At 48.3% G+C, this 26,070-nt stretch carries 30 protein-coding genes; 27 read left to right on the forward strand and 3 right to left on the reverse strand.

The window, feature by feature from the left end:
- From KNQ09_RS01720 to KNQ09_RS01735, 4 genes are all read left to right on the forward strand, one after another.
- Positions 1-582, forward strand: coding sequence for a CDP-alcohol phosphatidyltransferase family protein (locus KNQ09_RS01720; protein WP_023467668.1), 582 nt, complete (start codon positions 1-3; stop codon positions 580-582).
- Positions 579-1,163 carry an NUDIX hydrolase gene (locus KNQ09_RS01725; RefSeq protein WP_214857154.1) on the forward strand — a complete coding sequence of 195 codons (585 nt, stop codon included), beginning with the start codon at positions 579-581 and terminating at the stop codon, positions 1,161-1,163. Before KNQ09_RS01720 ends, KNQ09_RS01725 begins: the two co-directional genes overlap by 4 nt.
- 162 nt (positions 1,164-1,325) lie before the next feature.
- Entirely contained in the window at positions 1,326-1,862 is a 537-nt protein-coding gene (locus KNQ09_RS01730; RefSeq protein ID WP_214857155.1) for a PadR family transcriptional regulator, read from the forward strand.
- An 80-nt stretch (positions 1,863-1,942) separates the two neighbouring features.
- Positions 1,943-2,560 carry a hypothetical protein gene (locus KNQ09_RS01735; RefSeq protein WP_214857156.1) on the forward strand — a complete coding sequence of 206 codons (618 nt, stop codon included), beginning with the start codon at positions 1,943-1,945 and terminating at the stop codon, positions 2,558-2,560.
- A 66-nt stretch (positions 2,561-2,626) separates the two neighbouring features.
- Here the strand turns inward: KNQ09_RS01735 and KNQ09_RS01740 are convergent, their stop codons facing one another.
- Both KNQ09_RS01740 and KNQ09_RS01745 read right to left on the reverse strand, forming a co-directional pair.
- On the reverse strand, positions 2,627-3,286 hold the full coding sequence (locus KNQ09_RS01740; protein ID WP_023467672.1) for a type 1 glutamine amidotransferase domain-containing protein: 660 nt from the start codon (positions 3,284-3,286) through the stop codon (positions 2,627-2,629).
- Between the two features lie 67 nt (positions 3,287-3,353).
- Positions 3,354-4,208, reverse strand: coding sequence for an aldo/keto reductase (locus tag KNQ09_RS01745; protein ID WP_023467673.1), 855 nt, complete (start codon positions 4,206-4,208; stop codon positions 3,354-3,356).
- A 168-nt stretch (positions 4,209-4,376) separates the two neighbouring features.
- On the opposite strand from KNQ09_RS01745, the gene KNQ09_RS01750 reads away from it, so the two are divergent.
- The 11 genes from KNQ09_RS01750 (at position 4,377) to KNQ09_RS01800 (ending at position 13,462) form a co-directional block, all read left to right on the forward strand.
- Complete coding sequence (locus KNQ09_RS01750; RefSeq protein ID WP_035408909.1) at positions 4,377-4,907, forward strand: NUDIX domain-containing protein; 531 nt, start codon at positions 4,377-4,379, stop codon at positions 4,905-4,907.
- A gap of 101 nt (positions 4,908-5,008) precedes the next feature.
- Positions 5,009-5,491 (forward strand): ferric iron uptake transcriptional regulator, encoded by a 483-nt coding sequence (fur, locus tag KNQ09_RS01755; RefSeq protein WP_023467675.1) that lies wholly within the window; start codon positions 5,009-5,011, stop codon positions 5,489-5,491.
- A 125-nt stretch (positions 5,492-5,616) separates the two neighbouring features.
- Positions 5,617-6,501, forward strand: coding sequence for a site-specific tyrosine recombinase XerD (gene xerD, locus KNQ09_RS01760; RefSeq protein WP_029341179.1), 885 nt, complete (start codon positions 5,617-5,619; stop codon positions 6,499-6,501).
- A 118-nt stretch (positions 6,502-6,619) separates the two neighbouring features.
- Positions 6,620-7,792 carry a phosphopentomutase gene (gene deoB, locus KNQ09_RS01765; RefSeq protein ID WP_214857157.1) on the forward strand — a complete coding sequence of 391 codons (1,173 nt, stop codon included), beginning with the start codon at positions 6,620-6,622 and terminating at the stop codon, positions 7,790-7,792.
- Positions 7,793-7,810: 18 nt separating this feature from the next.
- Positions 7,811-8,623: a purine-nucleoside phosphorylase gene (locus tag KNQ09_RS01770; RefSeq protein ID WP_029341181.1), complete on the forward strand. Its 813-nt coding sequence runs from the start codon at positions 7,811-7,813 to the stop codon at positions 8,621-8,623.
- A gap of 47 nt (positions 8,624-8,670) precedes the next feature.
- A complete protein-coding gene (locus KNQ09_RS01775; RefSeq protein ID WP_055967087.1) occupies positions 8,671-9,972 on the forward strand; it encodes a pyrimidine-nucleoside phosphorylase in 1,302 nt (433 codons plus the stop codon).
- Positions 9,973-10,065: 93 nt separating this feature from the next.
- A complete protein-coding gene (locus KNQ09_RS01780) occupies positions 10,066-10,710 on the forward strand; it encodes a hypothetical protein (protein ID WP_064300236.1) in 645 nt (214 codons plus the stop codon).
- Positions 10,711-10,792: 82 nt separating this feature from the next.
- A complete protein-coding gene (locus tag KNQ09_RS01785) occupies positions 10,793-11,797 on the forward strand; it encodes a S66 family peptidase (RefSeq protein WP_214857158.1) in 1,005 nt (334 codons plus the stop codon).
- A 103-nt stretch (positions 11,798-11,900) separates the two neighbouring features.
- Entirely contained in the window at positions 11,901-12,338 is a 438-nt protein-coding gene (locus tag KNQ09_RS01790) for a peptidylprolyl isomerase (RefSeq protein WP_023467682.1), read from the forward strand.
- A gap of 97 nt (positions 12,339-12,435) precedes the next feature.
- Positions 12,436-12,963, forward strand: coding sequence for a type 1 glutamine amidotransferase domain-containing protein (locus tag KNQ09_RS01795; RefSeq protein ID WP_035398198.1), 528 nt, complete (start codon positions 12,436-12,438; stop codon positions 12,961-12,963).
- Between the two features lie 151 nt (positions 12,964-13,114).
- On the forward strand, positions 13,115-13,462 hold the full coding sequence (locus KNQ09_RS01800) for a GNAT family N-acetyltransferase (protein ID WP_023467684.1): 348 nt from the start codon (positions 13,115-13,117) through the stop codon (positions 13,460-13,462).
- 17 nt (positions 13,463-13,479) lie between these two features.
- Here the strand turns inward: KNQ09_RS01800 and KNQ09_RS01805 are convergent, their stop codons facing one another.
- A complete protein-coding gene (locus KNQ09_RS01805; protein WP_214857160.1) occupies positions 13,480-13,944 on the reverse strand; it encodes a DUF309 domain-containing protein in 465 nt (154 codons plus the stop codon).
- Between the two features lie 92 nt (positions 13,945-14,036).
- Between KNQ09_RS01805 and KNQ09_RS01810 the strand changes: the two genes are divergently transcribed.
- From KNQ09_RS01810 to ymfI, 12 genes are all read left to right on the forward strand, one after another.
- The gene (locus KNQ09_RS01810) at positions 14,037-14,792 is read left to right on the forward strand and encodes a segregation/condensation protein A (RefSeq protein WP_023467686.1); all 756 of its coding nucleotides are present in this window, start codon (positions 14,037-14,039) and stop codon (positions 14,790-14,792) included.
- Complete coding sequence (gene scpB, locus KNQ09_RS01815; protein ID WP_023467687.1) at positions 14,782-15,354, forward strand: SMC-Scp complex subunit ScpB; 573 nt, start codon at positions 14,782-14,784, stop codon at positions 15,352-15,354. The genes KNQ09_RS01810 and scpB overlap by 11 nt, the downstream gene beginning before the upstream one ends.
- Positions 15,354-16,115, forward strand: a complete 762-nt coding sequence (locus tag KNQ09_RS01820) for a pseudouridine synthase (protein ID WP_023467688.1) — start codon at positions 15,354-15,356, stop codon at positions 16,113-16,115. The genes scpB and KNQ09_RS01820 overlap by 1 nt, the downstream gene beginning before the upstream one ends.
- A 126-nt stretch (positions 16,116-16,241) precedes the next feature.
- A complete protein-coding gene (gene resA, locus KNQ09_RS01825) occupies positions 16,242-16,832 on the forward strand; it encodes a thiol-disulfide oxidoreductase ResA (protein ID WP_023467689.1) in 591 nt (196 codons plus the stop codon).
- Positions 16,833-16,855: 23 nt separating this feature from the next.
- The gene (gene resB / locus KNQ09_RS01830; RefSeq protein ID WP_251138071.1) at positions 16,856-18,403 is read left to right on the forward strand and encodes a cytochrome c biogenesis protein ResB; all 1,548 of its coding nucleotides are present in this window, start codon (positions 16,856-16,858) and stop codon (positions 18,401-18,403) included.
- Positions 18,400-19,566 (forward strand): c-type cytochrome biogenesis protein CcsB, encoded by a 1,167-nt coding sequence (gene ccsB, locus KNQ09_RS01835; RefSeq protein WP_055967096.1) that lies wholly within the window; start codon positions 18,400-18,402, stop codon positions 19,564-19,566. Before resB ends, ccsB begins: the two co-directional genes overlap by 4 nt.
- A gap of 170 nt (positions 19,567-19,736) precedes the next feature.
- A complete protein-coding gene (locus KNQ09_RS01840; RefSeq protein WP_023467692.1) occupies positions 19,737-20,453 on the forward strand; it encodes a response regulator transcription factor in 717 nt (238 codons plus the stop codon).
- Positions 20,454-20,455: 2 nt separating this feature from the next.
- On the forward strand, positions 20,456-22,183 hold the full coding sequence (locus KNQ09_RS01845) for an ATP-binding protein (protein WP_023467693.1): 1,728 nt from the start codon (positions 20,456-20,458) through the stop codon (positions 22,181-22,183).
- A gap of 33 nt (positions 22,184-22,216) precedes the next feature.
- Positions 22,217-22,768: a cob(I)yrinic acid a,c-diamide adenosyltransferase gene (locus KNQ09_RS01850; protein ID WP_029341191.1), complete on the forward strand. Its 552-nt coding sequence runs from the start codon at positions 22,217-22,219 to the stop codon at positions 22,766-22,768.
- Positions 22,765-24,018, forward strand: coding sequence for an EF-P 5-aminopentanol modification-associated protein YfmF (gene yfmF / locus KNQ09_RS01855; protein WP_023467695.1), 1,254 nt, complete (start codon positions 22,765-22,767; stop codon positions 24,016-24,018). The genes KNQ09_RS01850 and yfmF overlap by 4 nt, the downstream gene beginning before the upstream one ends.
- Positions 24,015-25,286 (forward strand): EF-P 5-aminopentanol modification-associated protein YfmH, encoded by a 1,272-nt coding sequence (gene yfmH / locus KNQ09_RS01860; protein ID WP_235147631.1) that lies wholly within the window; start codon positions 24,015-24,017, stop codon positions 25,284-25,286. The genes yfmF and yfmH overlap by 4 nt, the downstream gene beginning before the upstream one ends.
- Complete coding sequence (ymfI, locus tag KNQ09_RS01865; protein WP_214857162.1) at positions 25,286-25,990, forward strand: elongation factor P 5-aminopentanone reductase; 705 nt, start codon at positions 25,286-25,288, stop codon at positions 25,988-25,990. Before yfmH ends, ymfI begins: the two co-directional genes overlap by 1 nt.
- Positions 25,991-26,070 lie beyond the last annotated feature (80 nt).

Genomic DNA, 26,070 nt, shown 5'->3' on the forward strand with positions numbered 1-26,070 from the left:
ATGTTAGATACGCGTGCGCGTAAAATCGTTCAACCCCTATTTGATCAAGGGGCGACCTTATTTAAGAAAATTGGATTATCGGCGACACAGGTGACGATCATCTCCGGCATCATCGGTGGTGCGACGGGCTTTTTCGTCTATAACGACATGATGGGAACGGCGATTGTCTTGTTGTGGATCTCGGGCATGCTTGATGTCATCGATGGAACGATGGCACGAAAAGAAAAGACAACTCCGATTGGCACGATTCTTGACCTTGTGCTCGACCGGATCGTCGAGCTGTCAGTGCTGATTGGTCTTGCACTCCGATTTCCGGAAACGCAGGTCGTTATTCTGTTGCTCGTCGCATCATTCGTCATTGGGATGACGATGTTCCTTGCAATCGGAGCGGTCAGTGAAAATTACGGCTACAAGTCGTTTCAATATCAACCGGGACTCGTCGAGCGGACGGAAGGGTTCTTATTCCTAACAGCGATGATCCTGTTCCCAAGCGCCATCATTTGGATCGCAATTGTCTTCTTGATTGCTGAACTCTATACGGTCGGAGAGCGATTCCATCAAGCTTCGAAGGTGTTGCGATGAGTGAACAAGAGATGATCATGACCGTGGATCGAGCGGGCAACCTGCTCGGACCTCGTCCACGATCGGAAGTCCACGCAAACGGCTTGTGGCATGAAACGTTTCATTGTTTCGTCTATGATCCAAAGCGGGACGTCGTGTTGCTCCAGCAACGGTCTGAACAAAAGAAGGACTTTCCAGGAATGCTTGATATCACGGCAGCGGGTCACTTGCTTGCGAATGAGACAGTCGAGGATGGTGTCCGGGAACTCGAGGAAGAAATTGGTTTGACATGTACGTTTGATCAATTGATACCGCTTGGCATCCAAGAAGAGGAGTTTCGGGATGTATCGCTCTGGGACTGTGAGCGATGCCATGTCTTTCTTGCTCGAAGTGATCAAGCGATAGACGCATACGTCCTCCAGGAAACAGAGGTGAAGCGATTGATTGCTTTTTCGATCGAGCAGTTTGAACGAATCGCGGACATATCCATCGAGCGCATTCAGGACACGACAGGCGAATGGTTCGATCGTCGTCAATTCGTTCCACATCCTTCTTCTTACTGGAGACATGTCCGACAAGGAATCGAGCAATTACGTAAATAGAACGAATGGAAAAGCAATAACGCATGAAGACCTACGATCGAATGTGATTTCGCTCGCAGGTCTTTTTTTAATCGTACATTCGTTCGACGCAAGAGTAGCGAAATTAAGATATATTTGAGATAATTAAGTATATATACAAAAGAAGGAAAGAAGGTGCAGCCAGTGGCATTACGATTTGCACTACTCGGGCTGCTGACCCAAGGGGAAGCGACCGGTTACGATTTAAGCGCGACTTTCAAAAAACAAATGATCCACTTCTGGACCGCACATCATACTCAAATATACCGAGAGTTGTTGAAGATGGAAGAAGCAGAGCTCGTAACGAGTATCCATATCGTCCAAGAAGACTTGCCGGACAAGAAAGTCTATTCCATCACTGATAAAGGACGGACAGAGCTCGTTGAATGGTTACGGACACCGAATGAATTCAAACCGAAGATGAAGGATGAGAACTTGATGCGGGTGTCGCTTTTGCATCTGCTCCCACCTGAGGAAGCCGTTGCTTATTTGGAAGAGTCGAAGCGGCACCATCAATTTGCCGTCGAGATGATGCATAGTTGGCGTCACGACCACCTTGAGAACGGTGCGACACTAGGGGAGACCTTGACGAGTGAGTACGGCTTGCGTATGATGTTGAATTACTTGGATTGGTGTGACTGGGCAATCGCGGAAATCAAAAAGAATGAAGCGAACGTCTAACAATATTGGCTCGACTGTCATGTAGATGGCGGATTCGAGCCAGTTTTATTTTGTAATAGGATTTAGTAAGGAGAGAATCGATGTACTTTAATGACTATGAAGACTGGATTGAGGAAGAGGCGGAATCCTTATTTCACTTACATGAAGAACGGTTGATACGAGAAGCGATCTCGTATTCGCAATTTACGGCGTATGTAGAAGAGGCACTCCTTGAACCATTATTGCTGAAATTACGTTGGCTCGGAGAAGCAGAAGAAGAGGAGATTCTAGAACGAGCGGATTCAATCGTTTGGGAGAATGCCTCAGGTCATTCGGAAGCTTCCCTTCGGCGAGATGTGTTACGACGGGTCGTCAAGCGAGATTTTACTGCGCATATCCTCGCGTACCTCACACCAATTCTTGAAGCGAGACAAGCCACTTATGAGGCGGAATTGAAGCAGCTTCAATTGGCGCATGCTGAACAAATAGATGAGGTCAAACAACACGAGCAACAGATTGAACTCGGACCACCACCTAAAAAGGTCAAAAAATGGTGGTATCTCAAAGAAAAAGAAGTAGCACGTTCCTATACGGAGGAAGAACGATCTGCGCTACAGGCACAACAGCAACAACTCGAGGACGAGTTAAAGCGACTCGAACAAAAAACACGTGAGACAGAAGCTGATCTCGAACGATTGGATTCACTTCACCGATTGTAATTCACGCCAAAAAAATGGAGCAGACGACGTTATGTCGTTTGCTCCATTTTGTATAAAGGTATCGTATTAAGCTTGTGTCGCAAGTTTCGCAAGGACAAGTTTTGCGACCGCTTCACTTGAAGCCGGGTTTTGTCCTGTGACGACGTTGCCGTCGATGACTGCGAATTCCTTACCAGCATCCGATGTCAGGAAAGTAGCGCCTTCACCACGAAGTGTCGTCTCAAGCAAGAATGGTACTTTATCTTCGAGACCTGTCGATTTTTCTTCTTCGTCTGTGAAGCCGTTGATTTGACGACCTGATACGAAAGGTTTGCCATCGATCATGACGTGCGCGAAGGCCGCTGGACCGTGACAGACTGATGCGACGACGCCATCTTTTTTGATGACAGCTTCAATGGCACCAGCCACTTGTGGGTTATTCGGGAAGTCGACGACTGCACCGTGACCACCTGGGAAGTAAACGGCATCAAATGATGCTGGATCGACTTCCGAGAGTGCTTTCGTGTCGTGCAACGCACGGCGTGCATCTTGGAATTTCGGCAAGATTTCTTTGACGATCGATGCTTTATCGATCGGGACGTCGCCACCTTTGATCGAAGTGACCGTCACATCATGTCCTGCATCCTTAAACAGGTTGTATGGTGCTGCGAACTCTTCGAACCATAATCCTGTTTTGTGACCATTCATGTCATCTGCACTTGTTGATACGATTAAAATACGAGCCATAATAAAACTCCTCCTCTGTATGAACGTTACAAAGAAGGAGTTTCCCGGAGATATGAAGAGTTAAACCTCACCGGTGTTCCGTATAGTGATGAACCGGTAGTGTAGCAAGTGCCTGGTCGATTTGAGCTTGTGAGATCGACTCTTTCATCGCTTGGACGTTTGCCTGAAGCTGTGACACGCTCGACGCACCAGGAAGGACGATGTCGACCTGTTGATCGATGGCTTGCAACGCAAGCGCAGGAAGCGGGAAATCTTGAAGTTTTTGTAGACTCGCCTCAAGCGTTTCCTTATCGAATTGTTCGAACCGATCAACCGACTGCAGGCGTGAAGCACTCTCATGTGTCAAGAGTCCTTTTGCCAGTGGACCACGGGCAACGACTTGGATGTTTTTCTCTTTTAAGCGTGGCAACAACTCTTCGATGCGGCGATCGAGCAACGAATAAGGCGTCATCAAGTAAGAGAAATTACTATGCTCGAGCCAATATTCGATGACATTCGGGCGCAGTGACGACAGACCATATTCCTTGATCTTCCCCTCTGCTTTTAAATCTTCCATTGCCCGGATCGACGCATCGATGTCATCATCGATCGTGCCGCCGTGGACGTAATACAGGTCGAGATAAGGTGTTTCAAGACGATTCAAACTTTCAAGACAAGCTTGCTTCAGATAGTCATAACTCGGATCCCATGTCCAACCGGTTCCGGTCGCGTTCATCCGATTCCCACCTTTTGAGGCGAGGAACAATCGACTGCGATCCTCTTGTGAGAAGGTTTGACCGATGATGGATTCGACCGCTCCGTTCGCATAGACGTCCGCTGTATCGAAGTGCGTGATTCCAGCATCAAGTGCCGTCCGCAGGATTGCTGTTGCTTCCTCCTGACCGCGCTTTAAGATCGTCATCGTACCTAATCCTAATGACATGTTCAATTCCCTCTTTTCTTAGATGAACTATAAGTTTGGAACTTCTGCATTCTAGTGTATCATATCTGATGAAAAAGACGATTTCGAAGTCTTGCGGCAATACGTCGGAAACGGCATACTAATCATGACAGAGAACGTAAACTAAGATAGAAGAGGGGAACACATCCGATGGAAGAAAAAACGATTGAACGTGAAGTGATCTATGAAGGAAAAGTCTTTGATGTCGAGAAACATGTCGTCACGTTACCGAACGGCAATACCTCGGTCCGTGAATTGGTCTATCATAATGGTGCCGTCGCGATCATTGCTTTTGATGAACAAGGTGATTTGATCGTCGTGGAACAGTACCGGAAGGCGTTCGAGAGTCTATCGATCGAGATTCCAGCAGGAAAACTCGAGAAAGGCGAAGATCCACTTGATTGTGCCGGACGCGAATTAAAGGAAGAAACAGGATACGTCGCGAAAGAGTTACGACATGTCTTTGATTTTTACGGTGCGCCTGGTTTCTGCAGTGAGCGTGTACATATCTATGAAGCGATTGGTCTGACTGCCGGTGATCGTCAACTCGATGAGGATGAGTTCCTTGAGAATAAGACATTGAAGCTTGAGCAAGCACTCGAACTCGTTGCAAACGGAACGATCGTCGACGCGAAAACGATCATGGCGATCCAGCATTGGCAAATTCGTACTTTAAAATGATTCTCATTTAAATGATTTTCAGTTGATAATCATTTTAATTTGAAAAAAGACTGATTATCAGCTATGATAATAGCATCAGTTCGAACAAAGGGGGCGTTATGATGGAAAGTCGTGTAGAACGCATCAAAAAACAGCTAAGCGGTAAAGGATATAAGCTGACTCCCCAACGTGAAGCGACTGTGCGTGTCCTGCTCGAACACGAGTCGGATCACCTCAGTGCCGAAAATGTCTTTCTCCTTGTAAAAGAAAAGAACTCCGACATCGGACTTGCGACGGTTTACCGGACGCTCGAATTATTGACGGAGCTTGAAGTCGTCGATAAGGTCAACTTCGGAGATGGCGTATCCCGGTTTGATTTACGACAAGAAGGTGCGAGTCATTCGCATCACCATCTCGTCTGTATCGAATGCGGATCCGTCGAAGAGATTTTAGACGATATGCTAGAAGAAGTAGAGAAAGAAATCGTGTCCCGATTCCACTTTAAAATCAAGGATCACCGCCTGACATTCCATGGCGTCTGCCGTGTCTGCCAAGAGCGTCATGCTCGGGAAGCGTTGGAACAATCGCAAACACAAACAGTCTGACCGTCCGACGAAATTTCGGATGGTTTTTCTTTTTCAATTTTTATAGGTCAGACCTCTTCACAACGGTTTACACCTTTGATATGATGGGAAAGTAAGCGATTTCGTAAACGAAGAGGATGAGTTCAGTGCGTGAACAACTGGAAGCATTTATCAATTATTTAGTGATTGAACGGCAAATGTCCGCGAATACGGCAGCTGCGTATCGAAATGATTTAAATCAATACTTACAGACGCTTGAAACAGCGGAAGTTTCCTCGTTCGAACAGGTTCACCGACATCATATCGTCGACCATATTGAACGGTTGCTTGAAGCACGAAAGTCACGATCGACGGTTCGTCGGGCGACGAGCTCGATCCGTTCGTTCCATCAATATTTGGTCGAAGAAAGACTTGCAACACATGATCCGTCTCGTCATCTTGATTTACCGAAACCGGAGAAGAAGTTGCCCGTCGTCTGGAGTCAAACGGACGTCGAACGCTTGCTTGATTCGGTCGTCGGTGTCGATCCGCTTACACGACGAGATGCAGCAATGCTTGAGCTTCTCTATGGAACAGGCATGCGCGTCAGCGAACTGCTCCAACTGAAGTTGAACGATTTGCAACTCGAACTCGGGTATCTGTCGTGTCTTGGGAAAGGGAACAAATCCCGGATCATCCCGATGAGTACGACATCGATTGAGAGCGTCAGGACATATCTTGACCTCGCGCGCAACAGTCTCGGTGGTCAACAGACGGACGACGTCTTCTTGAACAGTCGCGGTGATCGTTTATCACGGCAAGGATTTTGGAAGATGATCAAGCGACGGGCAAAGGAAGCGGGTATTGAAAAAGAGATCACACCACACGTCCTGCGCCATTCGTTCGCGACCCATCTACTTGAAAATGGTGCCGATTTACGCGTCGTACAAGAAATGCTAGGACACGCTGATTTGTCGACGACACAAATGTATACACACGTCAACAAAGCACGACTCCACGACGTGTATAAGAAACATCATCCACGGGCGTGATGGTTCTATCTTTTAAAGGTCTGACTTCAGACAAATGATGCGTTTTGTCTAGTCCCTTTCCGGGAAAAATCGTAACGGGAATCGCACAACTACAGCTCGTATATAGGAGGAACAGCAAATGGCTCAATCATTTAAACGTGTATTTTTGATCGTCATGGACTCCGTAGGAATCGGAGAAGCACCGGACGCTGAACAGTTCGGAGATCTTGGTTCGCATACGCTCGGTCACATCGCGCGTGAACGCAACGGACTCAGCATGCCGAACATGGCAAAACTCGGTCTCTCGCATATCGAACCGATCGAAGGTATCTCAGCTGAAGAAGCACCGCTTGCGGCATACGGAAAAATGCAGGAAGTATCTGCAGGGAAAGATACGATGACAGGACACTGGGAGATCATGGGACTCCGGATCGATACACCATTCCGTGTCTTTGAAAAATTCCCGGATGATTTGATTCATCGCTTAGAAGAGTTCTCAGGACGGAAAATCATCGGGAATAAACCGGCTTCTGGTACGGAAATTCTCGACGAACTCGGACAAGAACATGTCGAGACAGGTGCCTTGATCGTCTATACGTCGGCAGACTCTGTTCTTCAGATCGCAGCACACGAAGAAGTCGTGCCATTAGAGGAACTGTACCGGATTTGTGAATACGCACGTGATATCACACGGGATGACCCGTACATGCTCGGTCGTATCATCGCACGTCCATTCCTTGGTGAAGCAGGAGCGTGGGTCCGGACAGCGAACCGTCACGACTATGCACTTAAACCATTCGACCGGACGGTCATGAACGAACTCGAGACGGCAGGACTTGATGTCATCTCGCTCGGTAAGATTGCTGATATCTACGATGGAGAAGGCGTCACGGATGCAATCCGGACGAAGTCGAACATGGACGGCATGGATCAGCTCGTGAAACAACTCGATCGTGATTTCAACGGACTTTGCTTCTTAAACCTTGTCGATTTCGATGCGTTGTTCGGACATCGTCGTGATCCGCAAGGCTACGGACAAGCACTCGAAGAGTTCGATGCGCGTCTTCCGGAAGTGTTTGCTCGCTTAAACGAAGACGATCTCTTGATCATCACGGCTGACCACGGAAACGATCCGGTTCATGCTGGGACTGACCATACACGGGAATACGTACCATTGCTTGCCTACCATAAAAATGGTGTTGCAAAACCGCTCGGTATCCGTGAAACGTTCGCTGATCTTGGAGCGACGGTCGCAGAAAACTTCGCCGTCAAGATGCCGGCACATGGAACAAGCTTTTTAACAGAACTATAATTCGAGGGAGCGATTCAGATGACAGTCAACTGGAATGAAACACGTTCATTTTTAGAAAGCAAGATGCAGGCAAAACCGGAGATCGGATTGATTCTCGGTTCAGGACTGGGTGTCCTCGCGGATGAGATCGAAAACCCGATCGCGATTCCATATCATGAAATTCCGAACTTCCCGGTATCAACGGTCGAAGGACACGCGGGACAACTCGTCTTCGGTACTCTTGAAGGAAAACAAGTCGTTGCGATGCAAGGGCGATTCCACTTCTACGAAGGATATTCGATGGACATGGTCACGTTCCCAGTCCGTGTCATGAAAGCGATAGGCGTCGAGACATTGATCGTCACGAACGCAGCGGGTGCTTGTAACGAAGCGTTCGAACCAGGTGATTTGATGTTGATCACAGATCACATCAACTTCTTCGGTACGAACCCATTGATCGGGAAGAACGTCGATGAGATGGGACCACGTTTCCCGGATATGTCGAAGCCGTATGATGCGGAATTACTTCGTCTTGCACAGGAAACAGCGGACGAGCTCGGAATTCGTGTCCGTCAAGGTGTCTACTTCGGAAACACTGGTCCGACGTATGAGACGCCAGCAGAAGTCAAGATGGCACGGATGCTTGGAGGAGACGTCGTCGGTATGTCGACGGTCCCTGAAGTCATCGTTGCCCGTCATTCCGATATGCGAGTCCTTGGGATCTCATGTGTCTCGAACATGGCAGCAGGTATTCTCGACCAACCGTTACATCATGATGAAGTCATCGAAACGACAGAACGTGTCCGGGCACACTTCCTATCACTCGTTCGCGGTTCGATCAAAAAAATGTAACGACTGTTTATAAAACTCACAAACCACTCCTGAGGAGGAACTAGATTATGCGTATGGTAGATTTGATTGCAACAAAACGAGACGGTGGCGAACTCGCAACAGCTGATATTCAAGCAATGGTAGAAGGATTCACGAACGGTGAGATTCCAGATTACCAAATGTCAGCGATGTCGATGGCGATTTTCTATCAAGGAATGTCAGATCGTGAAATCGCTGATTTGACGATGGCGATGGTCAACTCGGGCGACGTGATCGACCTTTCACGTATCCACGGGAAAAAAGTCGATAAACACTCGACAGGCGGTGTTGGTGACAAGATCAGTCTGATCGTCGCACCACTCGTTGCGTCAATCGGTATTCCGGTTGCGAAGATGAGCGGTCGTGGACTCGGTCATACAGGTGGAACCATCGACAAACTCGAAGCGTTCCCTGGTTTTGACGTCGAGCTTTCTGAAGAAGCGTTCGTCTCACAAGTCAACGACATTAAGATGGCAATCATCGGTCAAACGGGTAACCTGACGCCTGCAGACAAAAAACTCTACGCCCTTCGTGACGTCACGGCGACGGTCAACTCGATCCCATTGATCGCAAGTTCGATCATGTCGAAAAAGATCGCAGCAGGAGCAGACAGCATCGTACTCGACGTCAAGACAGGTTCTGGTGCCTTCATGAAATCGTTTGAAGATGCAAAAGCACTCGCGACAGAGATGGTTTCAATCGGTAAGAGTGTCAACCGTAAGACGGTTGCTGTCATTACAGACATGGATCAGCCGCTCGGCTTTGAAATCGGAAACGCAAACGAAGTCAAGGAAGCGATCGAAGTCCTTCAAGGGAAAGATGTTCGTGACTTGAAAGTCATCGCCTTGACGATTGCATCACACATGGCAGTCCTCGGTGATTTCTACCCGACGTTTGACGAAGCATATGCGGATCTCGAAACACGTCTCGGTAACGGAGCAGCACTTGACGTCTTTAAAAAGTTCATCGCAGCTCAAGGTGGCGACGCGTCTCTCGTTGACGACATGACAAAAGCACTTGAAACGAAATACGAAAAAACATTCGTCGCTTCAAAAGCAGGTTATGTCTCTGAAATCATCGCTGACGAAGTCGGTGTTGCAGCAATGATCCTCGGTGCAGGACGCGCGACGAAAGCAGATGAGATCGATCACGCAGCAAGCGTTACGTTGCACAAGAAAGTCGGCGACCGTGTCGAAGTCGGCGATGTCATCGCAACACTTCGTTCAAACAAAGAAACACTCGATCAAGCAATCGAAAAAATGGATCACGCGTACCATATCAGTGAAACGAAACCGGCAGAACGCCCGCTCGTTCACGCTGTTATCCAGTAAGCAATCCAATCAGCAATACTTGAGTAGCGGACGTCGTCCGCTACTCTTTTTTTATGATAAAATTGTAAGTGTAAAAATATGGGAGGGGAGTATATGAAACGTTGGATAATCGGGATTGCCAGTCTAATTGGAGTCATCGGAGGTAGTGCCTTATTGATGACGTTCGCTTTTACACAGGATATGAACTCGGATGGAACGAAAGAGACTGAAGTACAGCGGAAAGCAAAAACTTACTTAGAACAGCATCTTCCGGAAGCGAAGGTGACCGGTAGTCTTTACGACAACATGGGCAATTTTCCATTTGAATATGCCGCACGCGCGATAGACGAAAAAACGAATACTGAGTTTTTCGTCTATCAACAAGAGGAGTCGGGGAGGTTCGTTGACTCGTATCATGCGTCACTTTGGGAAGATCGGTTAGAGCGACGGATCCCGTCGCCGACTCTCGAACAACTGAACAATCAATTGAGCGTGACCGTACTTTATGACAACGATAAAATACAGCAGCTAGGTGACGCGCGTTTTGATTCAAAGGCTTATTTACGGAAGGAAGTCGCTCCGACGCTCTTAGTGGACGTTCCACGCAAGCGACACGAACAGGATAAAGCGCAGGTCACAGCGTGGGCAAAGTCGTTGCGCGAACAAAAGATTCTTCAACATATGACAGTCAAGGTCGATTATGTCTCGGAAAAAGGAGAATTGCTTGAGAACGGAGATTCGCTCTTCGTGAAGCTGTAAAATGGAGGGAAAAAATGAAAGTACGCGGTCCCCTTTCGATTTGTTATACTGGAAATACTTGTAATGAAAAGGGGGAACTCTCATGAAACCACCACGCTTACAAAAAGGGGATAAGATTGCCATCGTCTCGCCGGCGTCTGCTGTCGCAGCATACGTACCGCGTCGTCTCGCCCGCGGTATCGCAACACTTGAAAAAATGGGCTTCGAGGTCGTCTTAATGCCGAACGCAACGGCTGTTCATAGTCATACGGCAGGAACGATCGGGGAACGGCTGCAAGATTTACATATGGCGTTCGCAGATCCGTCAATTAAGGCAATTATCTCGACAATCGGTGGGTTTAACTCACACCAGCTACTCGACGAACTCGATTATGAATTGATCCGGAACAATCCGAAGATCTTCGTAGGTTACAGCGATATCACGGCACTGTTTGCTGGGATCTACCAGCAGACAGGATTGACGACGTTCGTCGGACCCGCACTGCTGACGCAGTTCGGTCAATTCGATGGTCTTGATCCGTATACAGAAGAATCGTTCAAACGTACGTTCATGCAGACGGAGCCGATCGGTCGGATCGAAGCGTCTGAGAAGTGGACAGATGAGATTTTACGCTGGGATGTCGCAGACGACCGAAGACGAGAACATCAAGTGAACGCAGGGTACACAATCGTTAAGACCGGTGTCGCAGAAGGTCCGATTCTGACGGGGAACACGGGAACACTTTTACTGCTTGCCGGAACACCTTATTTGCCATCGTTTGACGGTGTCGTCTTGATGCTTGAGGATGACGAGAGTGAGACCCCGGAAACGATTGACCGGTATTTCACGCAATTGCGACACATGGGTGCGTATGACAAGATTGCGGCACTCGTCGTCGGACGCTTCCCGCGAAAAGTCGATTTTGACCCGGACTTCCCGCTCAAAGACATCATTCTGCGCGCGACGCGGGGCTATGATTTCCCGATCATTCTCGATGCGGACTTCGGGCATACGGATCCTGTCACGACACTTGCGAATGGAATTCGGATTCGTGTCGAAGCAACGGATTCGGTGACACTCGATGTGTTAGAGGCAGCCGTCGAGTAAAAAGGTCTGCACGACGCCTTGAAATTTGGTACACTGTACCATGGAATCACGATCTTGAATCGTGACGAATCTCTTGCTGAAAAGCACGAAAGGTTGGTCAAACATGCAAAAAACTGGTCATATCTTATTAGAAGATGGAAATAAAATCGAATTCGAACTGTTCAACGATGAAGCACCGATCACGACTGAAAACTTCGAAAACCTTGCAAACTCGAACTTCTACGATGGATTGAACTTCCACCGTGTCATCCCAGGCTTCGTCTCACAAGGCGGATGCCCAATCGGAAACGGTACAGGCGGTTCAGGAAAAACGATTCCTTGTGAAACGTCAACATCATACCCACACAAACACAAGGCGGGTTCACTCTCGATGGCACACGCTGGTCGTAACACAGGATCAAGCCAATTCTTCATCGTACACGAGCCACAACCGCACCTCGACGGCGTACACACGGTCTTCGGACAAGTGACTTCAGGTCTCGAACATGCACAAAAAATGAAGCAAGGCGCTGGCATCAAAGAAATCCGCGTCGAAGCGTAAGTTCTTTCTCCTCTTCGAACGTTCGAAGAGGAGTTTTTCTTTTTTTAGAACCGGGTACAATCAGTAAGGGAACTCAACTCGAAAAGGAGTGTTTGTCATGCGTTTAGAAGGAAAACGAATCATCCAAGTCGTCAGCAATGACTTCGAGGATTTAGAATTATGGTATCCAGTCCATCGCTTACGTGAAGAAGGCGCAATCGTCGACATCGTCGGTGAGAAAGCGGATGAAACATATATCGGGAAGTACGGTGTCCCAATCAAATCGAATAAGACGTTCGATGAGATCAATCCAGCAGAATACGATGCGATTCTTGTTCCAGGTGGTTGGTCGCCCGATCTATTACGCCGCTTTGACTCTGTTTTGAACATGGTGCGTCATTTTGACCAGAACAAACAACCGATTGGTCAAATCTGCCACGCTGGTTGGGTGCTGATCTCTGCCGGCATCTTAAAAGGTGTCAACGTCACGAGTACGCCAGGAATCAAGGATGACATGACGAATGCGGGTGCAATTTGGCATGATGAAGCCGTCGTCGTCGACGGACATATCGTCTCGAGTCGTCGTCCGCCCGATCTACCGGACTACATGCGTGCCTTCATCCAAGTGATGGAAGAACAAGCGTGATTCAGATGCAGGGGACGTCACGTGACAGTCTCCTGCATTTTCATGGATTATGAAAAAAATGCAGTAATTCTGTGTGAGAAGGTGTAGAATGAATGAGTCTCAGTCGTTCATGCTCCTGAGAGTTGTTGAAATTAGGAAGGTGTAGAATCACATGCTAGTAAAATATAAGAAGTTGAATGAACGGACCGCGATGGGGCTGATCGCCTTTTCGTGCGAAGTGAAGGATCCGAAGTATTTGCTTGAAACGGTTCAAGCCTATGAACAGGAAGAAGACCAACGCTTGTATTTGTACAAACAAGATGAGGATTTCGTCGGTGTCATCGGGTTTCAATTAATGGATGGCCATGCTGAATTGAAACATATCGCATTATCACCATCGTTCCGTGGAGAACGGATGTCGTATCTCCTACTCGATGAAGCAGCCAAGCTTCTTCGAACGGATATTACGGGTGCGACCGAAGAGACGCAACGCCTCGTCGACAAATGGAAAAATCAATAAAAAGACCGGTCCATGGCTCAGATGGACCGGTCTCTTCGGTTTTGTAGCGCTTCTTGTCGTGCCGTGACGACATCCGTACGATCACGTAAACGGTGTTTATGCGTCACATAGTCGAGATCAGGTGCTGTCGCTTCAAGTGCGACGGTTCGGATGACGTCCGAAAAGACAGGTAATGGGATGTGTCGATAGACCTTATCCGTAAAATGGTCGCGATGATCGAGCAAATATGAGACGTCGATCCCGGCCGCAATCAGTGTTGCCCGGTGGCGTTCGATTTTATCAAACGCTTTCGCATATGTCCGCTGTGCCCCAGTCGTATTGCCGCGGCGGTGATGATAGCGGGCGACGGCCAGTTGGATCAGACCGACAAGCGCCTCGTCCTGGCGTTGTCCTTCTTGCCAGACTTCCTCTAAGATTTCATGGCACTCGAAGTAATCGTGCCGGATGTTGAATTCAAATACGAATCGTTCAATCGGATTCATGGAATCACCTCTTCCTTGGAATATAACATAGTCGAACCCACCAGTTGTATGGTATACTAAGGCGCAAAAAACGTTGATGGGCAGGGAGAATCATGGAATCATACAGTGTAAAGATGGATGCGTTTGAAGGCCCGCTGGACTTGCTGTTACACTTGGTTGGTAAATTAGAAATCGATATTTATGATATATCCGTTTCCATGGTGACGGATCAATATGTGTCCTATATCCGTGCGATGCAGCATCTTGAACTAGATGTTGCTAGTGAATATCTTGTCATGGCAGCGACGCTGTTGCAACTCAAAAGCAAACAACTCTTGCCGATCGAACAGACGGAATACGATGAGATTCCTGATTTCGAGGAAGAACCGACACGAGAAGGTCTGATTCAACAGTTGATCGAGTATAAAGCGTATAAGGAAGCAGCACTCGTCCTGAAAGAAAAGGAAGAGGCACGCCTTGAGCTGTTCTCGAAACAACCAGAGGATTTGATGCGTTATCTCGACACGGATGCACAAGAGTATAATGGTACGTTATCACTGAGTGATTTATTACGTGCCTATGAAAAAATGCGCCAACGGGAAGCTTGGAAGGTACGTCGCTCGAAGACGGTCAAACGGGAAGAACGGTCACTCGAACAACAGATGGAGTCCGTTGCCCGGTACGTCGCGACCCGGGAGCGTACGACATTTTTCGGCTTTTTTGCGGAGCAACCGACAGTCGAAGAACTAGTCGTCAGCTTCCTCGCTGTTCTAGAGCTCGTGAAGCAACGGGTCATTGATTGTGAACAGATGACCGATGATATCCTATTGCGGAGCATGGTGAAGGAGGAGAGTCAGATTGGCGTATGAACAAATCATTGAGAGCCTGTTATTCGTCGTCGGAGACGATGGGATCGATCCACGTGGTCTCAGTCAAGCGCTAGAGATCAGTGAAGCGGCAGCACGCGAACAGTTGCTGGCTCTTCAAACGACATTCGAAGCAGAGCAGCGTGTGTTGCAAATCGTGGAGTCGGGTGGTGTCTTTAAGATGGTGACACGAAAAGAGATGTCGCCATATATTCAGGCATATGCCGGTTCGCTCGCAGAAGATTCCTTGTCTCGAGCAGCGATGGAGACACTCGTCATCATCGCATACAAACAACCGGTCACACGTGCTGACATCGAAGTCGTTCGTGGTGTGAAGACGGAGCGTGTCATCCATACGTTAAGTGCAAAAGGTTTGATTGAAGAGGCGGGACGCGCCAAAGGTGTCGGTCGCGCAAAATTGTATAAAACGACGGATCATTTCCTGGACCATTTTGGTCTGAACAGTATTGAAGAGTTACCGCCACTCGAGTTCGAAGAAACGTTCGAATCGGATGGAGATCTCTTCTTCCGGAATGATCCTTCATTAGAGGAGAGAGTGAATTAATGGAACGGTTACAAAAAATCATCGCACAAGCAGGTGTCGCTTCGCGGCGTAAAGCAGAGGAATTGATCACAGCAGGTCGCGTCAAGGTCAACGGAAAAGTCATCACGGAGCTTGGAACGAAAGTCGGAGCACGTGCGGAAGTCGAAGTAGACGGCGTGAAGCTCGAGCGGGAAGAGCACGTCTACTACATGCTCTATAAACCAACAGGTGTCGTCTCGACGGTTGAAGACGATAAAGGACGTAAGACGGTCGTCGATCTCGTACCACCTGGACACCGTGTCTTCCCAGTCGGTCGACTCGACTATAATACGAGTGGTCTTCTTTTAATGACGAATGACGGTGAATTCTCGAACCTCTTGCTTCACCCGAAATATAAGGTGCCGAAGCGCTACATCGTCAAAATCAAAGGCGTACCAGAATACTTCCACGTCAAAGGTCTTGAGAAAGGTGTCGTCTTACCGGATGGTTTCAAGACAGGTAAAGCACGTGTCGAGATGCGCGATATTGATAAGAAGAAAAACACGGCGATTCTTGAAATGGTCATCTACGAGGGACATAACCGCCAAGTCCGTCAAATGGTCGAGACACTCGGTTCGGAAGTCTTGAAGTTAAAACGTGAACAGTTCGGTTTCTTGACACTGGCAGGTCTTACTTCTGGCGAGTGGCGTGAACTTTCAAAAAAAGAAGTCAATCAATTGCGTGAGCTAGCGGATCCAGCCGCTCCACCTACGAAAAGACGTAAGAACACAAAAAAACGTTAATTTGTAAAGCGAGAAGCTCATCCTCCGGGTTGAGTTTTCTTTTTTTGTGACAAAACGATTAACGAATTTCACATTTTGTCAACGGTAAAGCGATTTCAAGTACAATATGGGTGGAGGCGGTAAAATATGAAAAAAACGAAACAAAATCCGGAAGAACGCTTAGCAGCGGCCCAGCAAAAAAAGAAGAAACGCTCCTTCTGGCGTCTGATGATCATGACGATTGTCTTGTTCGCCGGAGCAGTCGTCATCATGCAATTCGTCGATCAAGCGACACGTGATAAAAACGGTCGTGTCATGGCAGGCGATGATGCCCCTGGTTTCGCACTCGTCGATTTATATGGTGAGAAACAGCACTCGATGGACGAGTACAAAGGAAAAGGACTTTTACTCAATTTCTGGGGAACATTCTGTGAACCATGTAAGAAAGAGATGCCATTGATCAATGACAACTATCAGATGATGCAAGACCAAGGCGTCAATTTCGTAGCGGTCAATGTCGGTGAAACACCAGTTCGTGTCTCAAGCTTCATCAAGGATATTGGCGGAACGGACTATCCGATTCTCATGGATACGAACAGCTCTGTCGAGAAGGCTTACGGGATCTACAACTTACCTGTGACGTTCATCATCAATAAAAAAGGTGAAGTCGTCGAGAAGTATGAAGGTGAGATTGATCAAGCGAAGCTTGAAGAGATGGTGAAGAAAGCGAACGAGTAACGGCATCGAAGGGGGATTTAAGGATGCAGGAGCAAGAAGATTTCAAACAACTGGACATGCGTTACGAGGAAGCGGAGCTTCGGTCGAAACGTAAGAATCCATCTTGGATCGACCGGGCATGGACGTTCTTCTCGTCCGTCAAGGTCGGGTTATGGTTGATTGCCTTGATCATCATCGCGAGTGGGGTCGGAACGATCTTCCCGCAAGAGATGTATATTCCACAGGCAACACCACCGGAAGAGTTTTACCAAAAGGAATACGGCACGGCAGGTGACATCTACTATACGTTAGGATTCCATAATCTATTTGAATCATGGTGGTATATCGGATTGATCACGCTTTTATTACTCTCGATCATCATCGTGTCGATTGACCGATTCTTCCCGCTCTACCGAGCACTGAAGAAACAACCGGTCATCCAGTCGGACCGTTTCATGAACGGTCAGCGATTTGGCGCGGAAGCGACTGGCGATGTCAAAAAAATCGATGCGATCGCACCGTTGCTTGAGAAAAAAGGCTATAAAGTCCGTCGACAAGACGGAGCACTCTTAGCTGAAAAGCAACGTTTCGGACGATGGGGTCCATACATCAATCATATCGGACTCGTCTTATTCTTCGGTGGTGCGATGCTTCGAGTCGTACCAGGGATGCACGAAGATGAATTGCTTTGGCTCCGCGAAGGAGAGACGTTGCCGATCGAGGCGACGGACAATCAGTACTACTTGAAAAATGAAGCGTTCAACATCGAGTTCTATGATCCTGAGAAGGTCGATGAGAAGTTCAAGAAATCACTTGAAGCAGCAGGCGGAAACGTACCGAAGAACTATGATACGAAGATGACGCTGTACAAGAAAGTCGGCGAAACATCCGATTTCAAACCGGACCTTGAAGAAATCAAGTCAGGTGAGACAGCAGTCAACCGTCCATTCGAATTCGATGATTATCAAGTCTTCCAGGAACAGTACGCGGCAGATCCGGAATTCAAGACGATGTCGTTTAATATCGTCAACCAGAAAACGGACAAAGTCGTCGATACGATCAAGGTCGACTTGCGTGATCCGAAAGAAACATATGCTTTAAAAGATGGATATGAAGTCGAACTGAAGGACTTCCTTCCGGACTTCGTCGTCAAAGATGGTCAGCCAACGACGAACTCGGGACGTCCAGTCAATCCTGCCTTCGTCTTCAGTATCAAGTCACCGGAACACCCGAAAGGTGAGCGGAGTTTGATTGGGATCAAACTGAACGTTGGTGGAGATGAGAACCAGTACAAAATGGCATTCGCCGGTACGGAACTCTCAAACATCTCGGGTGTCCGGATTAAAAAAGATCTGACGCTACCGTTCCTGTTTGCAGGTGGTATCATCTTCATGGCAGGTCTATTGATCGGAATGTACTGGCCGCACCGTCGTCTCTGGTTACGTGAGAAGAACGGTCGGATCCAGATTGCTGGATTTACGAACAAAAATGCATTAGGGCTTCAAAAAGAAGCTAATCTCGCGTTGACAGAAGTCGGTCTACCAGAACTTGAGGATCGACAAAAGTTGCGGGAAGAGGGGGAAGCTAAATGAATTTGCTTCAGTTGAGCAGTAACCTGCTCCTTACATCATTCATCGTCTACCTCGTCAGTACAGGATTCTTCGCTGTAGCGACGAGTGGTAAAAAAGGACCGACGCGTTCTGGTAAAATCGCCTTTACGCTCGCGATCATTGGTTTCCTCGCGCAGCTCGGATATTTCTTCACGCGCTGGGCTGGAGCTGGGCACGTTCCAGTTTCGAACTTATATGAATACACGACATTCTTCGGCATGATGATGGTACTTGGTTTCTTGATCGTTTATGCCATCTACAAAAACAACGTCCTTGGCTTGATTGCGATGCCAGTTGCATTGCTCGTCATCGCCTATGCGTCGATGTTCCCGGATGAAGTCCAACCGTTGATCCCAGCACTACAAAGTGTTTGGCTCAAAATCCACGTCACGACGGCAGCGCTCGGCGAAGGGATTCTTGCCGTCAGCTTCGCGACGGGATTACTGTATCTGATTCACGCGACAGATTTCAGTAAGGAATCGAAAACACGGACGTGGCTCGAAGTCGTCATGTTCTCACTCGCATGTGTTGTCGGTTACATCTTAGTTGGGCTGTTGTTCAAAGCAACAGGTTCTGCATCGACGATCGAATACGTTGCGAAAAACGGTGCAACGATGACACATGACTATGTCATGCCAGTCTTGACAGGTCCTGAAGGCGGAAAAGTCTTATCGGGTTCAGGTGCCGTCATCGAATTACCGAACTTCTTGAACGCGAACAAAGTCAATACGGTCTTATGGTCGATCATTGGCGGTGTCGTCTTATACGTCTTGCTTCGCTTCGTCATTCTTCGCAAGCGTCTTGCTGAGAGCTTGAAGCCGATTGCGCGTAAGATTGATCTTGAGACAGCAGATGAGATCAGCTATCGTTCTGTTGCGATTGGTCTTCCGATCTTCATCCTGGGCGGTCTGATCTTCGCGATGATCTGGGCGCAAATGGCATGGAGCCGTTACTGGGGCTGGGACCCGAAAGAAGTATGGGCACTCATTACGATGCTCTTCTATGTCTTTTATCTCCACATGCGTATCCAGCGTGGGTGGATTGGTAAAAAATCAGCGTGGTTATGTGTCGGCGGATTTGCCGTCATCATGTTCAACCTTGTCTTCGTCAACCTTGTCGTAGCAGGATTACACTCGTACGCATAAGAAAAAGCAAGCAGCGGACCTGGAAACGGTCCGCTGCTTTTTCGTGTGCGTCTGACCGAAGTGTGCCTTTTCGGAGAAATCAGCCAGAGCAAGCCATTCTTTTCGTTTCATAGTATACTAAAAGAGTAGTAGGATAGAGGAGTAGAGTTTAGTTCATAGGAGGAGACAGCATGTCAGAAGAAGCACGTATTTTAGTCGTCGACGATGAAGAACGGATTCGTCGCCTGTTGAAGATGTATCTGGAGCGGGAAAATTTCACGATCGAGGAAGCAGACAATGGAGAGACGGCGCTTGAAATGGCGCTTGAGACAGAATACGATGTCATTCTCCTCGACTTGATGATGCCGAAGATGGACGGGATGCAAGTCTGTGAAGAACTGCGGAAAACGAAAGCGACGCCGATCGTCATGTTGACGGCAAAAGGCGAAGAGACGAACCGCGTCCATGGGTTTGAGATGGGGGCAGATGATTATATCGTCAAACCATTCAGTCCACGCGAAGTCGTCTTGCGTGTCAAAGCGATCCTTCGCCGGGCAAGTGCGACGAAATTCCTCCACACGGATGCGAAAACAAAAGATGTCATCGTCTTCCCACACTTGACGATCGACAATGATGCGCACCGCGTGACGGTCGAATCGCAAGAAGTCAATTTAACACCAAAAGAATACGAACTCCTGTATTTCTTAGCAAAACAAACGGACAAGGTATTCTCGCGGGAACAATTACTCAAGGAAGTCTGGAACTATGAATTTTTCGGAGATCTGCGGACGGTCGATACACACGTCAAACGTCTTCGTGAAAAGCTGAATCGTTTGTCTCCGAACGCCGCTCAAATGATCACGACGGTCTGGGGTGTCGGATACAAGTTCGAGAATAGTCCGACCTGACGATGAAATGGTTGCAAAGCGTTGTCATCAAACTATGGGGAACGATTCTGTTACTCGTTTCGGTCGTCTTGATCGCCTTGACGATCTTGTTACTTGAATTTTTCAACTCGTTCCATATCGAACAGGAACGGGGGCACTTGGCAAAGCTCGGTCAACAAGTCGAGACCGTCTTTCAGGCGCACTCCGGCATCGAGGAAGGGTCGAGTACTGCGGTCGAAATCACGGATATCTATGGCGCGACACTGATTGCAAAGACGCAGGATGATTCCGTCGAAGCGAATATCTCACAAGCAAAGGCGAACCGGATCATCAAGGAACTCGAACGTCAGAACTGGAAAGCAATTGATGGTGAAGAAGGCGAGACGGCGATCGGCAACTATGAGACCTTCGATGGAAAAGCAGCACTCGCGTATCGGGCACCGCTCATTACGGATAGTGGCAACGGAACGATCTACTTGATCGAGCAATTGACGAACATCGAACAGGCGAATGAGGGGGCACGTCAAATCATTCAACTCTGTGTCCTGTTAGCGATCATCGGAACGACCGTCTTTGCCTTCTTCCTCTCGACACGAATCACGGCACCACTGCGGACGATTCGTCAAGCTGTCGTTGAGGCCGGTGAAGGAAAGTTCGATCAGAGCTTGACGCAACGTTCACGGGATGAGATCGGTGACTTAGCGCTTGCGTTCAATGAAATGAGTAGTCAGCTCAATCAATACGTCACGGATCTCGATAAGGAGCGGCATTTACTCTCCTCGATTCTGCGCTGTATGGCAGACGGCGTGTTGACATTCTCGAAATCAGGTGAGCTCCTTGCAACGAATCCACCGGCTGAAGCCTTTTTGGCGGGTTCTCCCGTACCGGATGAACTGATTGAGTTATTCCAGACGGTCATGCGTGAAGAGACGGAGATGACGGTCTCCTTTGAACGAGAGGGACGCTTCTACATCATCATCGTCAGTCCGTTACTCGAACAAGAAGAACAGATCGGAGCGGTCGCCGTCCTGCGTGATATGACGGAAGCGCAGCAACTCGAGAAGATGCGCGCTGATTTCGTCGCGAATGTCAGTCATGAACTGCGGACACCACTCGTCATGTTGCAAGGGTACTCAGAAGCGATTGTCGATGGCATGACCGAAAGTGACGAGGCGACGAAGGAATTCGCATCGATCATCTACGACGAGTCCCAAAGACTGTCGAGACTTGTTAACGATCTTCTTGATCTTGCGCGAATGGAAGCGGGATATCAGGAGTTACGGATTGAATCCGTCGAAGCAATACCTTTTGCGAAGCGGGTGATCAAGAAGTTCAAACAGATGGGACGCGATAAACAGGTTACCTTCTCGGTTTCTGGTCCGAACATCGCGTTTGAAGCAGACCCTGATCAGATGGAGCAAGTCTTGACGAACCTCCTCGGTAACGCCCTGCGTTATACGGAGAACGGTGAAATCAAGATTAAGATTGACGAAGATAGGGAAAACATTACATTATCCGTCATTGATTCGGGTGACGGAATTCCAGAAGAAGATCTACCGTTCGTCTTTGACCGTTTTTATAAAGCGGATAAAGCGCGGACACGTGGCAAGACGGGTACAGGAATCGGTCTTGCGATCGTGGCGAATGTCGTCCGAGCTCATGGTGGTGAAGTCGAAGTCGACAGCCGCTTGGGAGAGGGAGCGACCTTCCGGATCCGATTACCGAAAAAACAAGGGAAGCGAACATTATGAGTCGCTTCCTTTCGCTATAGGAGTGAATGAAAAATGAAAATTTACACGAAGTCTGGTGACGAAGGAGAAACATCTCTCGTTGGTGGGAGAGTCAAAAAAAATGATCGTTTGATCAGCTTGATGGGAGAACTCGACGAATTGAACAGTTTCGTCGGACTTGCCCGGACGAAAGCATCATCGATCGAGGTGCGTGAGCAACTGACAGTGATCCAGCACGCGTTATTCGATTGTGGCAGTGACTTGATGTATGTCGAGCCGCGCCCGTCACGCTTGAGTCAAGAAGCGACGGTTGATTTAGAAAGTTGGATTGACACGTTAACGGAGTTATCACCGCCGCTCGATAAGTTCATCTTGCCTGGTGGAACGGAAGCAGCTGCAACGTTACACGTGGCACGGACGGTCTGTCGTCGCGTTGAACGTTCGATGATCGATGTTCCTCAAGCGGCTCATTTGTTACCGTTCATCAACCGACTCAGTGACTTCTTCTTTACAGCAGCCCGTTACGAGAATGCCGTCAAACAAAAAGCAGATATTGAATATGTCCGCAGTGCGCATGTATTCAAACGAAAGGATGGAGAGCAATGAGTCAGTCATTTAGCACATGGAAAAAGGAAGGAACGAGCTACCATCTCGTTCCGACCGACAAATTCAAGACGACGACGATTCTCGTCACATTTTCAGCACCGTTAGAAGCGAAGACGCTGACAAGCCGTGCAATCCTACCGTATATCATGGAAAAATCGACAGCCGCTTATCCGTCGATGAAAGCTTTACGTGAGCCGCTTGAAACACTATATGATGCGGGACTTTATGCGGACGCGTCGAAGTTCGGAGAAGAGCATGTCATCTCATTCCAACTCGATGTCGTCCGGGGAGAACTCGTCCATCATCCGTCGTTGTTAAAAGAAGCACTCGAATTGCTCGAGCAAATGGTGCTGTATCCAGATTTGACGGAAGGTGGCTTCCGTGAACAGTTCGTCAAACAAGAAAAACGATTGCATGCCTTACGGATCAGTTCACTATATGACGATAAAATGCGCTACGCACAGCAACGTCTTCTCGAATTGATGGCACCAGGTGAAGCCGTCGCGTTGCCATCTCTTGGAACACTCGAAGAACTCGAACAGATCACCCCGTCATCCTTGCGTGATACATACCGTTCGATGATTGAAGACGACCGGATTGATGTCTTCGTCGTCGGACATGTAACGAAGGAGGAAATGGAAGACGCTCTATCATTCTTGCCATCGCATTCTGAAAAAATCAGTCATTACATTCCGGCCCAAAAAGCAGTCAATGGTGTAAAACGGTCGAGTGAAACGCAACCGATCAAGCAAGGTAAATTGCATCTTGGTTACCGGGTAGCGGTCGATCCGACATCTGCTGACTCGATTCGGATGCAAATCGTCAATGGTCTGTTCGGTGGCTTCCCGCATTCAAAACTGTTCATGAATGTCCGTGAAAAAGAGAGTCTCGCGTATTATGCGGCTTCACGGTATGCGGCATTGAACAGTGCACTCTATGTTTATGCAGGGGTCGACACGAAAGAAGCGGAACGTGCCGAAAAAATCATCTTGGAACAACTCGTTGATTTGAAAGCAGGACAGTTCACGGATGAAGAATTGACACAGACGAAGGCGATGCTGATCAATGCGCGCCGTCAAATCCTTGATCAGCCAGGTCAATTGATTGGCTGGTTGAATGGTTCGAAGATGCGTGGACTGACACTTGAAGATGAAATTCATATCATTGAGACGGCGACACGTGAAGACGTCGTTCGATTAGCAGCGGCAATCGATCTTGATGCCGTATATCTATTGCGAGGTGAAGCATGATGGAACAACTGACCTATCACGATACAGACGAAACGGTATACCACGAGCAACTCGATAACGGCTTATCCGTCTATTTGTTGCAAAAAAAAGGATACGAAAAGACGTATGCGACGTTTACGACGCGTTATGGTTCGATTGATCAACGATTCAAAAAAGGCGAGGAATGGATCACGGTACCGGACGGCATCGCCCATTTTCTTGAGCATAAGATGTTCGAATCCGAAAAAGGGGACGTCTTCCAAGAGTTCGGTCGTCTCGGTGCCTCAGCGAACGCCTTTACCTCGTTCTCGCGGACAGCGTACTTGTTCTCAGCGACGTCGCTGATTGAACAAAACCTCGAGACGTTGATCGATTTCGTACAAGATCCCTACTTCACGCCGGAGAGTGTTGAAAAAGAGAAGGGGATCATCACGCAAGAAATCCAGATGTACCAAGATAATCCGGGATGGCGTCTGTTCTTCGGTCTGATCGAATCGATGTATGCATCGCATCCAGTCCGGATCGATATCGCGGGAACACCGGAATCGATCAATCAAATCACAGCCGATGATTTGTACACGTGCTACCGTACGTTCTATCATCCATCGAACATGGTGTTGTTCGTCGTCGGAAACATCGACCCGGAAGAGACACTGGCATTGATCAAGGCGAACCAGGCGAAGAAGGACTATACGGATCGCCCGGCAATCGAACGAGATTACGGTCAAGAGCCGCATGGCGTACATCGTCCACGCTTTGAACTCGAGCTCGACGTTAAGACACCTAAGGTATTGATCGGTTACAAGGACGAATCGCTTCGCGGTGAGGCACAAGTCCGCCGTGAGTTAACGAGTGAACTGCTGTTACATCTCTTGTTCGATCAGACATCATCGACGTATTTGGAACTGTATGAAGACGGTCTGATTGACGATACGTTCAGCTTTGATTACTCGAGTGAGGAAGAGTTCGCCTTTGCGACGTTCGGGATGGAAACGGAAGATCCAGACAAGTTCATCCAAGCGTATGAGACGCTCCTGCAAACACGTCCTGACTTTACGGAAGACGAAGTCACACGCAAGCGGAACATGATGCAAGGGAAGTTCCTCCGTGCCTTGAATTCACCGGAATTCATCGCGAATCAGTTCTCGCGTCACGCACTTGCCGGTACGAATCTGTTCACGCTTCCAACGTTGATTGCTTCGATTACGAAAGAAGAGATTGAAGCCCGTTTCGACGAGTTGTTCGCCATTGAAAACCGGGCGATCTCAATCGTCAAACCGTACGCGTGATGCGAATCCTCATCACCGGTGCGAGTGGCGCCATTGGTCTTGCGGCAGCAAAACAACTCGCTGCCGCCGGACATGAATTGGTGCTTCAGACGTATCGACAGCAAGCGGTTTTAAAACGGATGATAGAGGAGTGGCAAGGCGAGCACCACATCCTGACTGCGAACTTAGCAGACGAGGAGGACTTGCAGGCATTCTGTGCGGCATTACCTGTCGTCGATGCTTTCGTCCATTGTGCCGGAACGAGTTATAGTGGTCTGTTGCTCGATCAATCGGCAACATCAATGCACGAACTTTGGAAAATCCATGTCGAGGCGTTGATGCGTATCAGCCAAACCGTAACACGGACGAAACCGTTCACGTCGAAGCTTGCGATCGTCGTCATCAGTAGTGTATTAGGGGAACAAGGTGTCGCGGGTGAGGTCGTCTATTCGACGTGCAAGGCGGCACAGCTCGGATTCGTCAAGGCATACAGCAAGGAACTTGGACCGATGCACGGACGCATCAACGCGATCACGCCGGGGTGGATCGATACGCCGATGAACGCGATTTTCTCGGAAGATGAAAAGGAACAAGCGATCGCTGAAATCCCAGCCGGTCGATTCGGGAAAGTAGAAGAAGTGGCTTCTGCCATCCGTTACTTAGTGCAACCTGAATCAAGTTATGTGTCCGGAGCCATCCTTAAAATAGATGGCGCGTGGATGTAGGTGATGGAATTTCAGTTCAGGAATGCTTTTCATTTTTCAAAAAATCATTTAACATGAGGAATGGATAATCGTATTGATAG

The organism is Exiguobacterium sp. s191 (assembly GCF_018618955.1).
GTDB classification, from domain to species: Bacteria; Bacillota; Bacilli; order Exiguobacteriales; family Exiguobacteriaceae; genus Exiguobacterium_A; species Exiguobacterium_A abrahamii.